The sequence below is a fragment of the Streptomyces sp. NPDC049585 genome (assembly GCF_040675615.1).
Lineage (GTDB): Bacteria > Actinomycetota > Actinomycetes > Streptomycetales > Streptomycetaceae > Streptomyces > Streptomyces luteosporeus.
The window spans coordinates 82,738-96,102 of record NZ_JBFAPE010000025.1 but is presented as its reverse complement, the minus strand read 5'-3'; the positions used below and the strand labels follow the sequence as shown (position 1 = coordinate 96,102).

5 protein-coding genes, 1 tRNA gene and 1 rRNA gene are annotated in these 13,365 nt (G+C 71.1%); 6 read left to right on the top strand and 1 reads right to left on the bottom strand.

What is annotated here, in order from left to right; translation table 11 throughout:
- The 3 genes from rrf to AB0K17_RS23460 form a co-directional block, all read left to right on the top strand.
- Positions 1-95: ribosomal RNA gene (gene rrf / locus AB0K17_RS23470) — 5S ribosomal RNA — on the top strand; the annotation flags it as partial.
- 95 nt (positions 96-190) lie between these two features.
- The gene (locus AB0K17_RS23465; RefSeq protein ID WP_365966884.1) at positions 191-895 is read left to right on the top strand and encodes a DegT/DnrJ/EryC1/StrS family aminotransferase; all 705 of its coding nucleotides are present in this window, start codon (positions 191-193) and stop codon (positions 893-895) included.
- Between the two features lie 109 nt (positions 896-1,004).
- Positions 1,005-1,077 (top strand) — tRNA-Thr (locus AB0K17_RS23460).
- Between the two features lie 61 nt (positions 1,078-1,138).
- Here the strand turns inward: AB0K17_RS23460 and AB0K17_RS23455 are convergent.
- Entirely contained in the window at positions 1,139-3,793 is a 2,655-nt protein-coding gene (locus AB0K17_RS23455) for a SpoIIE family protein phosphatase (RefSeq protein WP_365966885.1), read from the bottom strand.
- 213 nt (positions 3,794-4,006) lie between these two features.
- Between AB0K17_RS23455 and AB0K17_RS23450 the strand changes: the two genes are divergently transcribed.
- The 3 genes from AB0K17_RS23450 (at position 4,007) to AB0K17_RS23440 (ending at position 13,193) form a co-directional block, all read left to right on the top strand.
- Positions 4,007-9,457: a HAMP domain-containing protein gene (locus tag AB0K17_RS23450; RefSeq protein WP_365984127.1), complete on the top strand. Its 5,451-nt coding sequence runs from the start codon at positions 4,007-4,009 to the stop codon at positions 9,455-9,457.
- Positions 9,458-9,711: 254 nt separating this feature from the next.
- Positions 9,712-10,398 (top strand): response regulator, encoded by a 687-nt coding sequence (locus tag AB0K17_RS23445; protein WP_365984126.1) that lies wholly within the window; start codon positions 9,712-9,714, stop codon positions 10,396-10,398.
- Between the two features lie 104 nt (positions 10,399-10,502).
- Positions 10,503-13,193, top strand: coding sequence for a DNA translocase FtsK (locus AB0K17_RS23440; RefSeq protein ID WP_365984125.1), 2,691 nt, complete (start codon positions 10,503-10,505; stop codon positions 13,191-13,193).
- Positions 13,194-13,365: the final 172 nt, after the last annotated feature.

Here is a 13,365-nt window from a genome sequence, read left to right as displayed (position 1 = left end):
AAACGCCCGGTTACATTCCGAACCCGGAAGCTAAGCCTTTCAGCGCCGATGGTACTGCAGGGGGGACCCTGTGGGAGAGTAGGACACCGCCGAACAAATTTTCAAAAAGCTCCGATGTGTGAACTCAGGTTCATGCATCGGAGCTTTTTTGTTTTCGCCTCGTTAACGTCCCCTGGGCACGCTCCGCGCCATGGGGACTGGGACAGCAGCTCAGCTGGCGGCCGCGGGAATCGGCCCGGGGGACGAGGTCGTCGTTCCGTCGTTCGTGACCACTGCCGAGGCCGCCGAGGCCGTTCGGCGTACCGGGGCGATACCGGTGTTCGCGGACATCGACCCCGTCAGTCTCTGCCTCGACCCGGCCGCCGTCGCCGACGCCGTGACCCCGCGTACGGCCGCGGTCGTCGCCGTCGAACTCTTCGGGCACTCCGCCGACCTGACCGCTCTGCAGCTCCTCGCCGCCGACAAGGGCCTCGCCCTCGTCACCCCCACCGACCCGCCGCTCGCGCACGTGCTCTCCTCCCGCGAGATCGCCCGCCGGCAGGCCGGCGCCGCCTATCTCGGTGCACGGCTGACCGGCGTCGTGACGCCGTCCGTGGCCCCCGGTGCCGTGCACGAGTACCACGCGTACGTCGTGCGCGTGCCCGGCAACGGGCGGCCCGACAGGGATGCGTTCGCCCGGGCGCTGCGGGCTCGCGGGGTGCGGTGCCGGGTGCCCGTACCGACGCCCGTCCACCGACTCCCGTTGTTCCGCGCCGAATTGTGGCTGCCGGAGACCGAGCGGGCCGCCGGCGAATGCCTGGCGCTGCCGCTGGAAGGGGAGATGTCCCGTCGGGAGCTGCAGCGGATCGTCTCCGCCGCCAATGCGCTCGGCGGCCTTCTCCCCGCCGCTGCCTAGCGGCAGCAGCAGGCGACGGCGAGGCGACAGTGAGCGGTCAAAAGCCCGTACGAACATGGGGTATGCTTTATCTCGTCGACAGGGGGAAACCCCCGGAAGACAGCGACAAGCCCCAATAGCTCAGTCGGCAGAGCGTCTCCATGGTAAGGAGAAGGTCAACGGTTCGATTCCGTTTTGGGGCTCTGAAAAAAAGAAGGCCCCCGCCATTCGGCGGGGGCCTTCTTCGTATACCCCTTCACTCCTTCACTCCTGACGCTCCGGCACGCGCATCGCGAGAATGGCCATGTCGTCCGAGGCCGGTTCGGCAGCGAAGCGTTCGACCGCGCGCAGCACGCGTGCCGCCACCGCGCCCGCCGTCAGGCCGGTGCAGGTCGTCAGGACCTCCGTGAGGCCGTCGTCGCCCAGCATGCGGGTGCCCTCGCGGCGCTCGGTGACGCCGTCCGTCACGCACAGCAGGACGTCCCCGGGATCGAGGGTGACCGTCTGCTCGTACAGCTCCAAGTCCTCCATGACGCCCAGCAGCGGCTGCGGGTCGGCGGCGGCCTCGACCGTGCCGTCCTGGCGCAGGCGCAGCGGCAGCGGGTGGCCGGCACAGACGACCTTCAGGACCGCGCTGCCGTCCTCCTGCGGCCACAGCTCGCCGTAGAGGAGGGTGAGGAAGCGGCTGCGGGCCCCTTCGTCCAGGATGGCGGCGTTGAGGCGTTCCAGCACGGCGGGGCCGCCGAAGCCCTCGCGGGCGAGCAGGCGCAGGGCGTGCCGGGCCAGGCCGGTGACGGCTGCGGCCTCGGGGCCGGTGCCGCACACGTCGCCGATGGCGAAGCCGTAGGCGCCGTCGCGGATGGGGAACAGGTCGTAGAAGTCGCCGCCGACCTCGTTGCCCTCGCCGGCCGCGCGGTAGATGACCTCGACCTCGACGCCGGGGACCTGGAGGAGCTCGGGCGGCAGCAGGCTGCGCTGGAGGCTCTGGCTGATGGCGGTGCGCTCGCTGTAGAGGCGGGCGTTGTCGAGGGCGAGGGCGGCGCGGCGGGAGAGGTCCTCGGCGAGTTCGAGGATCTCCTGGCGGAAGTGGTCGTCGGTGGGCTTGCCGAGGGTGAGCATGCCGATGACGCGGTTGCGGGCCACCAGCGGCAGGACGACGGTCTCGCCGCCGACCGCGGCCGCGGTGGCCAGGGACGGGCCGGGGCCGGGGATGTGGCCGCTGGAGTCGGCGAGGCCCAGGCTGCGCAGAGAGGTGCGCAGGGCGGCGGAGTGGGCGGCCTCGGTGGGGGCCGTCCATACGCGGGCCCCGGGGGTGGGCACGGGGTCCGGGGGCGCGATCTTGGACAGCAGGGCCTTGAGGCCGTCGATGCGGTCCTCGTCCTCGTGGAGCACGTAGGACAGCTCGGGTTCGGAGCTCTGGTCGGCGATGGTGTAGACGGCGCACCAGGTGGCGAGGGTGGGCACGGTCATCTGGGCCATCAGGGCCAGCGTCTGGTCGCGGTCGAGGGTGCCGGCGAGCAGGTCGGAGGCCTCGACGAGGAAGGACAGCGAGCCGCGGCGCAGGCGTTCGAGCTCGCCGAGGCGGGCGGACTCCACGGCGAGGGCGATGCGGTCGGCGGCGAACTGCAGCCGCAGGGCCTCCTCGTTGCCGTAGCGGCGCGGGGCCTCGGCCGCCACGCCGAGGGAGCCGGTGAGGCGGCCCTCGACCTTGAGCGGGACGGTGACGACGGAGCGCATGCCGGTGTCGGCCAGGAGGGGGACGGCGCCGGGCACGGCGCTGAGGTCGTCGTGGACGGCGGGCATGCGGGCGGAGCCGTAGCGTCCGGTGCCGGCCTCGACGGGGACGCGGGCGAAGCGCTGGCGGGTGGAGGGCAGCCCGGTGGAGGCGCGCACCTCCAGCTCGGTCTCGTCGTCGGTGGCGAGCAGGAGGTAGGCGGAGTCGCCGTCGAGCATGTCGCGGGCGCGTTCGACCGTGCGCTGCAGCAGGCCGTCGAGGTCGTCGGGGGCGGGGGAGCCGATGAAGACCTCGAAGGGGTCGGTGCTGCCGCGCTCGCTGCTGGAGGTGTCGGTGGCGCTGCTGCGCAGCGGGCTCTGCAGGACGGCGCGCTCGTCGTCGCGTACGAGCAGGCAGACGGTCGAGGGGGCGCCCATGGTGTCGCGGACGCGCAGGTGGGAGGCGTAGACGGGGATGATGCGGCCGTCGGCGCCCCTTATGCCGTACGAGCCCTCCCAGCGGGACAGGCGCAGGGCCTCCTCGATGCCGGTGGAGGTGCCGGGGGTGTGCGGCCAGGCGGCGAGGTCGGCCAGGGGCCGGCCGAGGACCTGCTTGGCGGGGAAGCCGAAGAGCTCGTGGGCGTCGTCGTTCCAGGCGCCGATGGCGCCGCTGCCGTCGATCTGGACGACGGCGACGCGCACCCGGGTCTCTGCAACGGGCAGGGCCTCGGTGGGCAGGGCGGGGCCGGCGGAGCGGGTGCCGGCGGGGCGGTCGGCGAGGTCGAGGCAGAACCAGACGGTCTTGCGGGCGGCCGTGTACTCCACGCCCCAGCGGGCGGCGATGGCCGAGCACAGCAGCAGGCCGCGGCCGCCCTCGCGGTCCAGGCCGCCGGTGGCGCGGCCCGGGGTGTGCACGGGCAGCTCGCGCTCGGGGTAGCGGTCGGAGACCTCGACGCGTACGCCGCCGTCGCTGCGGATGCACTGGACCTCGGCGGCGGTGCCGGCGTGGACGACGGCGTTGGTGACGAGCTCGCTGGTCAGCACGACGGCGTCGTCGATGACATCGGGGAAGCCCCAGCCCTGGAGGGTGTCGCGGACGAAGGCCCGCGCGGCGGCGACGGAGCGTCCGACCGGCTCGAAGGTGGCGGCAGCCCGCGCGGTGATCACAGGTCTCCTCGTGTTCCTCTCGGCGATCTGCTCACGCATGTGCAGCGCCCCTCCATTGCCCGGCCGGATGCCAGGTTACTTACCTCCGCCGGGTGCGCGGATGCCGGTGCACAGGGATTCCACACTTGGGAGTGCCGGGGCACCGTGTGCGATGCTGCCGACTGTTATGGCCTGGCCGGGCATGGGTGAAACACTGAGCAGCCCGGAAAGGGAAAGCCCGACGAGGATGATCGAACCTGCGGGAGGGACACGGTGGAGTCTGGCGCGGCGGCGCGGGCTGCAAGCACGCGTGCGAAGGGCGGACGGTCCCGTTCCAATGGGACGACCGAGGTGGACACCGCCTCCCTGAACCGGCTGCTCGCGGCCCTGGAGGCGATGCGGGACGGCAACTTCCGCAAGCGCCTGACGGTGACCGGCGACGGGGTGACGGCGCAGATCGCGGCGGTCTTCAACGAGGTCGCCGACCGCAATCTGCAGCTGACCGGGGAGCTGGCGCGGGTGCGCCGGGTGGTCGGCCGGGAGGGCCGGCTCACCGAGCGGCTGGAGACCGGCGTCTGCCAGGGCGCCTGGGCGTCGGCGATCGACGCGGCGAACGCGCTGGTCGACGACCTGGTGCGGCCGGTGTCGGAGGTGGGCCGCGTGCTGTCGGCGGTGGCCGACGGCGACCTGGAGCAGCGGATGGACCTGCGCTCGGCGGGCCCGGACGGTGCCGCGCACCCGTTGCGGGGCGAGTTCCTCAAGGTGGGGCGCACGGTCAACGGGCTGGTGGACCAGCTGTCGGCGTTCACCGACGAGGTGACGCGGGTGGCCAGCGAGGTCGGGACCGAGGGCAAGCTCGGCGGGCAGGCCCGGGTGCGCGGTATGTCCGGTTCCTGGAAGGATCTGACGGACTCCGTCAACACGATGGCTTCGCGACTGACCGCCCAGGTGCGTGATATCGCGCTGGTGACGACGGCCGTCGCCAAGGGAGACCTCTCCCGCAAGGTCACCGTCCATGTGGCGGGCGAGATGCTGGAGCTGAAGAACACCGTCAACACGATGGTGGACCAGCTCTCCTCCTTCGCCTCCGAGGTCACCCGGGTGGCCCGGGAGGTCGGTACGGAGGGCGAGCTGGGCGGCCAGGCGCAGGTGCCGGGCGTGGCCGGCGTCTGGAAGGACCTCACCGACTCGGTCAACCTCATGGCCGGCAACCTGACGGCCCAGGTGCGCGGCATCGCCCAGGTGACCACGGCAGTGGCCAGCGGCGACCTGTCACAGAAGGTCACGGTGAGCGCGCGCGGCGAGATCGCGCAGCTCGCAGAGACGATCAACCAGATGACGGAGACGCTGCGCACCTTCGCCGACGAGGTCACGCGGGTGGCCAACGAGGTGGGCGCGGAGGGTCTGCTGGGCGGTCAGGCGCAGGTGCCGGGCGCGGCGGGGACGTGGAAGGACCTCACCGACTCGGTCAACACCGCCTTCCGCAACCTCACCGGGCAAGTGCGCGACATCGCGCAGGTGACGACGGCGGTCGCCAACGGCGATCTGGGTCAGAAGGTGACGGTCGACGTCTCCGGCGAGATGCTGGAGTTGAAGAACACCGTCAACACCATGGTCGACCAGCTGTCCTCCTTCGCCTCCGAAGTCACACGCGTGGCGCGGGAGATCGGGGTCGAGGGCGAACTCGGCGGTCAGGCGCAGGTGCCGGGCGCGGCGGGGACGTGGAAGGACCTCACCGACTCGGTCAACACCGCCTGGCGCAACCTCACCGGGCAGGTGCGCAACATCGCGCAGGTCACGACGGCCGTCGCCAACGGCGACCTCTCGCAGAAGGTGACGGTCGACGTCTCCGGCGAGATGCTCCAGCTGAAGAACACCGTCAACACCATGGTGGACCAGCTGTCCTCCTTCGCCGACCAGGTCACGCGCATGGCGCGGGACGTCGGCACCGAGGGCCGCCTTGGTGGTCAGGCCCGGGTGGACGGGGTGAGCGGCACCTGGAAGGAGCTCACCGACTCCGTCAACTTCATGGCCGGCAACCTCACTTCGCAGGTGCGTCAGATCGCCCAGGTCACGACGGCGGTGGCGCGTGGTGACCTGTCGCAGAAGATCGACGTGGATGCGCGCGGCGAGATCCTGGAGCTGAAGAACACCATCAACACGATGGTCGACCAGCTCTCCTCGTTCGCCGACCAGGTGACACGGGTGGCCCGCGAAGTGGGTACGGAGGGCCGCCTCGGCGGTCAGGCGCAGGTGCCCGGCGTCGCGGGCGTGTGGCGGGACCTGACGGACTCGGTCAACGGCATGGCCGAGAACCTCACCGCCCAGGTCCGCAACATCGCCCAGGTCGCCACGGCGGTGGCGCGCGGCGACCTGTCGCAGAAGATCGACGTGGATGCGCGCGGCGAGATCCTGGAGCTGAAGAACACCCTCAACACGATGGTGGACCAGCTGCAGTCGTTCGCCGAGCAGGTCACGCGGGTGGCCCGTGAGGTGGGCACCGAGGGCATCCTGGGCGGCCAGGCCGAGGTGCAGGGCGTCTCGGGCACCTGGAAGGACCTGACGCAGTCGGTCAACTTCATGGCCAACAACCTCACCAGCCAGGTCCGCAACATCGCCGAGGTGACGACGGCGGTCGCCAAGGGCGACCTGTCCAAGAAGATCACCGTCGACGCCAAGGGCGAGATCCTCGAGCTGGTCACCACCGTGAACACCATGGTCGACCAGCTCTCGGACTTCGCCGAGCAGGTCACGCGGGTGGCCCGTGAGGTGGGTACGGAGGGCCAGCTGGGCGGTCAGGCCCGGGTGCGGGACGTGACCGGCATCTGGAAGGACCTCACCGACAACGTCAACCTGATGGCCAGCAACCTGACCACCCAGGTGCGCAACATCTCGCAGGTCGCGGGGGCGGTGGCCAACGGCGACCTCACCAAGAAGATCACGGTGGAGGCGCGCGGCGAGGTCGCGCAGCTCGCCGACACCGTCAACACGATGGTGACCACGCTGTCGTCGTTCGCGGACGAGGTCACGCGCGTGGCGCGCGAGGTCGGCACCGACGGCATCCTCGGCGGCCAGGCCCGGGTGCCCGGCGTCTCGGGCACCTGGAAGGACCTCACCGAGTCCGTGAACTCGATGGCGTCCAACCTCACCGGCCAGGTGCGCAACATCGCGATGGTCACCACGGCCATCGCGCAGGGCGACCTGACCAAGAAGATCGACATCGATGCGCGGGGCGAGATCCTGCAGCTGAAGACGACCATCAACACGATGGTCGACCAGCTGTCCTCCTTCGCCGAGCAGGTCACGCGGGTGGCCCGTGAGGTGGGTACGGAAGGCCAGCTGGGCGGTCAGGCGCGGGTGCGGGACGTCGACGGCACCTGGCGCGACCTGACCGAGTCCGTCAACGAGATGGCCGGCAACCTCACCCGGCAGGTGCGCGCGATCGCCGAGGTGGCCACCGCGGTGACCCGCGGCGACCTCAACCTGAAGATCGAGGTCGATGCGGCCGGCGAGATCCTGGAGCTCCAGGACAACATCAACACGATGATCGCCAACCTGCGCGAGACCACCCTGGCCAACAAGGAACAGGACTGGCTCAAGGGCAACCTCGCCCGCATCTCCGGCCTGATGCAGGGCCGCCGCGACCTGGAGGACGTCGCCGGGCTCATCATGAGCGAGCTGACCCCCGTGGTCTCCGCACAGCACGGCGCCTTCTTCCTGGCGATGGCCACCGGCGCCCACGAGGGCGAGGGCGGCGAGGACGCGTACGAGCTGCGGATGCTGGGCTCGTACGGCTACTCGATGGGCTCGATGCCGACCTCCTTCAAGCCGGGCGAGTCGCTCATCGGCACGGCGGCCAAGGAGAAGCGCACGATCCTGGTGGAGAACGTGCCGCCGGGCTACCTCAAGATCGCCTCCGGTCTGGGCGAGGCGCCGCCGGCCCATGTGATCGTGCTGCCCGTGCTGTTCGAGGGGCAGGTCCTCGGCGTGATCGAGCTGGCGTCCTTCCAGCCTTTCACGCAGATCCAGAAGGACTTCCTCAGCCAGATCGCCGAGATGATCGGCACGAGCGTCAACACCATCAGCGTCAATACCAAGACGGAGATGCTGCTCAAGCAGTCGCAGGAGCTCACCGAGCAACTGCGCGAGCGCTCGGCGGAGCTGGAGAACCGGCAGAAGGCGCTGGAGATCTCCAACGCCGAGCTGGAGGAGAAGTCCGAGCGCCTGGCCCGGCAGAACCGCGACATCGAGGTGAAGAACACCGAGATCGAGGAGGCCCGGCAGGTGCTGGAGGAACGGGCCGAGCAGCTCGCGGTCTCCATGCGCTACAAGTCCGAGTTCCTGGCCAACATGTCGCACGAGCTGCGCACCCCGCTCAACTCGCTGCTGATCCTGGCCAAGCTGCTCGCCGACAACGCCGAGGGCAACCTCTCGCCCAAGCAGGTGGAGTTCGCCGAGACCATCCACGGCGCCGGCTCGGACCTGCTGCAGCTGATCAACGACATCCTCGACCTGTCGAAGGTCGAGGCGGGCAAGATGGACGTCAGTCCCACCCGCATCGCCCTCGTCCAGCTCGTGGACTACGTGGAGGCCACCTTCCGGCCGCTGACGGCGGAGAAGGGCCTGGACTTCTCGGTGCGGGTCTCCCCGGAGCTGCCCGCGACCCTGCACACCGACGAGCAGCGGCTGCTGCAGGTGCTGCGCAACCTGCTGTCGAACGCGGTGAAGTTCACCGACACCGGCGCGGTGGAGCTGGTGATCCGCCCGGCCGGCCGGGACGTGCCCGACGCCATCCGCGAACAGCTGCTGGAGGCCGGCTCCCTGCGCGACGCGGACGCCGAGATGATCGCCTTCTCGGTCACCGACACCGGCATCGGCATCGCCCAGAGCAAGATGCGCGTCATTTTCGAAGCGTTCAAACAGGCCGACGGCACGACCAGCCGCAAGTACGGCGGCACCGGCCTGGGCCTGTCCATCAGCCGGGAGATCGCCCGGCTGCTGGGCGGCGAGATCGACGCGGCGAGCGAACCGGGCCGCGGCTCGACGTTCACCCTGTACCTGCCGCTGAACCCGGGCGAGCTGCCGTCGCACGGCTACCCCCAGCCGGCCGGCGAGGCCGCCTTCGCCGAGGGCGGCGGCGTGCCTCAGTCGCCGGCCCGCCAGGCGGCCGGGCTCTTCCTGCGCCGCCGCCGGGCCGCGCAGGCGGCCGGCCAGGCGCAGGCGGCGCTGCCGGCCGCCCAGGGCGAGGCCCTGGTGCGGCCGGAGCTGCAGGCCGGGGCGCCGCCGGAGCCGGGGGCGATGGTGCAGGTCGCCGAGCAGCTGGCGCACAGCGGCTTCACCGGGACGTTCAGCGGCGAGAAGGTGCTGATCGTCGACGACGACATCCGCAACGTCTTCGCCCTGACCAGCGTGCTGGAGCAGCACGGGCTGTCGGTGCTGTACGCGGAGAACGGCCGCGAGGGCATCGAGGTGCTCGAACAGCACGACGACGTCGTGGTCGTCCTGATGGACATCATGATGCCGGAGATGGACGGCTATGCGACGACGGCGGCGATCCGCAGGATGCCGCAGTTCGCCGGGCTGCCGATCATCGCGCTGACGGCGAAGGCCATGAAGGGCGACCGGGAGAAGAGCATCGAGGCCGGAGCGTCCGACTACGTCACCAAGCCGGTGGACACCGATCACCTGCTGACGGTGATGGAACAGTGGATCCGCGCGAAGTGAACGGGCCCGTCCGCAGCCGGGCGATGCGGTGACGGACTCACTGACGGTAGGGTCGGTGGCCGGCCGGTGCCCGGACAACCCGGGAACCTTCCGGCCCCGATCCGCGTTTCCGCTACGTGCACAGTGACATCGCGGTGACAGGGTGTGGTGACAGGCGGGGTGCGGCTACCATGACCGGCACAAGGACGGGCGGCGCAAGGGAGTCGTCCCCTGGGGCGGCGCCCGGCGCACTGCCGGGACGAGGAGGACGGGCCATGGTGCAGAAGGCCAAGATCCTCCTGGTCGATGACCGGCCGGAAAATCTGCTGGCGCTGGAGGCCATCCTCTCGGCGCTCGATCAGACGCTGGTGCGGGCATCGTCAGGGGAGGAAGCGCTCAAGGCGCTGCTGACGGACGACTTCGCGGTGATCCTGCTGGACGTTCAGATGCCCGGCATGGACGGCTTCGAGACCGCCGCGCACATCAAGCGGCGGGAGCGGACGCGGGACATCCCCATCATCTTCCTCACCGCGATCAACCACGGCCCGCACCACACCTTCCGCGGCTACGCCGCCGGCGCGGTGGACTACATCTCCAAGCCCTTCGACCCGTGGGTGCTGCGCGCGAAGGTCTCCGTCTTCGTCGAGCTGTACATGAAGAACTGCCAGCTGCGCGAGCAGGCCTCCCTGTTGCGCCTGCAGCTGGAGAACGGCGGCCACGGCCGTACGGGTGCGGTGGAGCCGCAGGAGTCCGCCGGCCTGCTGGCCGAGCTCTCCGCCCGGCTGGCCGCCGTCGAGGAGCAGGCCGAGGCGCTGTCCAAACAGCTGGACGAGTCCGCCGATGCCGCTGCCGTGGCCACCGCCGCCCACCTGGAGCGCAAGCTCACCGGGTTGCGCCGGGCGCTCGACGCCTTGGAGCCCGGAGCGGGCAGCGCCGCCGGCCCGGTGCCCTCGCAGGGCTGAGGCCCTGACGCCCCGTCACCCGTCGTCCCGCCGCACCACGACACGAATGGGCTAACACGCGGCCGCACGTGTACCACCCGGCCGGCAACGGTAATCTCGGCACCATGGCCTCACGTACGTCCGGCAAGGGTTCCCAGAGCACGGCGGGCACCTCGAGGCAGCGCGCCGGGCGCTCCGGAGGCGCCGCCAAGAAGGCAGCCGCCAAGAAGTCGCCGCCCCGGCCCGCGGGCCGGGCCCCCGCCCGCAAGGCACCCGCCAAGAAGGCCGCCGCACGCCCGGCGGGCGGCGCCCGCCGCGCCGGCCGCGGTCTGGCGCACGGTGTCGGCGGGCTGTTCCGCGGCGTCGGCCGCGGCGCCCGCGGCCTGGACCCCGCCCACCGCAAGGACGGCCTCGCACTGCTCCTGCTGGGCGTGGCCCTCGTCGTCGCCGCCGGCACCTGGTCCAGCCTCGACGGCCCGGTGGGCGACCTCATCCGCACCCTGGTCACCGGCGCCTTCGGCCGCCTGGACCTGGTCGTGCCGATACTGCTGGCCATCATCGCCTTCCGGCTCTTCCGCCATCCCGAGCGCCCGGAGGCCAACGGACGGATCGTCATCGGCCTGTCCGCACTGGTCCTCGGCGTCCTCGGGCAGGTGCACATCGCGTGCGGCTCACCGGGCCGCGCCGCGGGCTCCCAGGCGCTGCGCGACGCCGGCGGCATGGTCGGCTGGGCCGCGTCCAAGCCCCTGCTCTTCACCGTCGGCGAGATGCTCGCCGTCCCGCTGCTGGCGCTGCTCACCGTCTTCGGCCTGCTGGTGGTCACCGCCACGCCCGTCAACGCCATCCCGCGCCGGCTGCGCGAGGTCGGCATACGCCTCGGCGTGATCGAGCCCCACCCCGACGAGTACGCGCCCGCGGACCACGGTGAGTACGACGACGAGTGGCGCCAGGCACCCCCGGCCCGCCGCCGGCGCGCCTCCGTCGCCGTCGATCCCGAGCACGCCGAGGAGGAGGCGCTCGGCAAGCGCCGCAAGCCCCGGACCGCGCCCGCGGACGCCGCGGCGGGCCGGGAGCCGGACGCCGTGGACCTCGCCGCCGCCGCGGCCGCCTCGCTGGACGGCGCCCTGCTGCACGGCATCCCGCCCACCCCGGTCGTCGCCGACCTCAGCAGCGGCATCTCCGCCGAGGCCGCGCCGGCCGAGGTCACCGTGCCCACCGCACGTCCCGGCAAGCGCAAGAGCGCCGCCGCGCCCGGTGTCGTACCGGACCTGACCAAGCCCGCGCCCGAGCCGCCCACCTCCGGCCTGCCGGCCCGCGCCGAGCAGCTGCAGCTCTCGGGCGACATCACCTACGCGCTGCCCTCCTTGGACCTGCTGGAGCGCGGCGGACCGGGCAAGGCGCGCAGCGCCGCCAACGACGCCATAGTGGCCGCACTGACCAACGTCTTCTCCGAGTTCAAGGTGGACGCCGCCGTCACCGGCTTCACCCGGGGCCCGACGGTCACCCGCTACGAGGTCGAGCTGGGCCCGGCCGTGAAGGTCGAGCGCATCACCGCGCTCACCAAGAACATCGCCTACGCCGTCGCCAGCCCGGACGTGCGGATCATCAGCCCGATCCCGGGGAAGTCCGCGGTCGGCATCGAGATCCCCAATACCGACCGCGAGATGGTCAACCTCGGTGACGTGCTGCGACTGGCCGCCGCGGCCGAGGACGACCACCCGATGCTGGTGGCGCTCGGCAAGAACGTCGAGGGCGGCTACGAGATGGCCAACCTCACCAAGATGCCGCACGTCCTGGTCGCCGGCGCCACCGGCTCCGGCAAGTCCTCCTGCATCAACTGCCTGATCACCTCGCTGCTGGTGCGGGCCACGCCCGAGGATGTGCGGATGGTGCTGGTCGACCCCAAGCGCGTCGAGCTCACCGCCTACGAGGGCATCCCGCACCTGATCACGCCGATCATCACCAACCCCAAGCGGGCTGCCGAGGCCCTGCAGTGGGTCGTGCGCGAGATGGACCTGCGCTACGACGACCTGGCCGCCTACGGCTTCCGGCACATCGACGACTTCAACGCCGCCGTGCGTGCCGGGAAGGTCAGCGCGCCGGCCGGCAGCGAGCGGGAGCTGCAGCCGTACCCGTACCTGCTGGTGATCGTCGACGAGCTGGCCGACCTGATGATGGTCGCGCCGCGCGACGTCGAGGACTCCATCGTGCGCATCACCCAGCTGGCCCGCGCCGCCGGCATCCACCTGGTGCTCGCCACCCAGCGGCCCTCCGTCGACGTCGTCACCGGCCTGATCAAGGCGAACGTGCCCTCCCGGCTCGCCTTCGCCACCTCCTCGCTGGCCGACAGCCGGGTCATCCTCGACCAGCCCGGTGCCGAGAAGCTCATCGGCAAGGGCGACGGCCTCTTCCTGCCCATGGGCGCCAACAAGCCCGTCCGCATGCAGGGCGCCTTCGTCACCGAGGCCGAGGTCGCGGCGATCGTCCAGCACTGCAAGGACCAGATGGCGCCCGTCTTCCGCGACGACGTCGTGGTCGGCACGGCGCGCAAGAAGGAGATGGACGAGGACATCGGCGACGACCTCGACCTGCTGTGCCAGGCCGCCGAGCTGGTCGTCTCCACCCAGTTCGGCTCGACCTCGATGCTGCAGCGGAAACTGCGTGTGGGATTCGCCAAGGCGGGCAGGCTCATGGACCTGATGGAGTCGCGCAACATCGTGGGCCCCAGCGAGGGCTCCAAGGCGCGCGACGTACTCGTCAAGCCCGACGAGCTGGACAGGGTCCTCGCACTGATCCGCGGGGAGGAGCAGCCGTAGCGGCCGCGAAGCCCCGTCCGGTCCTCGCCGGTCGACGCGCAGTCGAGCGAGGGGGGAGGGGACGATGTGTCATCGTGCTGACCACAGAGTCTTCTGATGGCGTACAAAGTCCGTCTTCCCGCTTGCCCGACCGTTTCGCATGCCCCCTAGACTGAATCCCCAGCAGGTGGCT

Coding starts and splice junctions, on each gene's coding strand:
- AB0K17_RS23455 (WP_365966885.1), bottom strand. CDS start 3,793: ATGCGTGAGCAGATCGCCGAGAGGAACACGAGGAGACCTGTGATCACC.
- AB0K17_RS23465 (WP_365966884.1), top strand. CDS start 191: ATGGGGACTGGGACAGCAGCTCAGCTGGCGGCCGCGGGAATCGGCCCG.
- AB0K17_RS23440 (WP_365984125.1), top strand. CDS start 10,503: ATGGCCTCACGTACGTCCGGCAAGGGTTCCCAGAGCACGGCGGGCACC.
- AB0K17_RS23445 (WP_365984126.1), top strand. CDS start 9,712: ATGGTGCAGAAGGCCAAGATCCTCCTGGTCGATGACCGGCCGGAAAAT.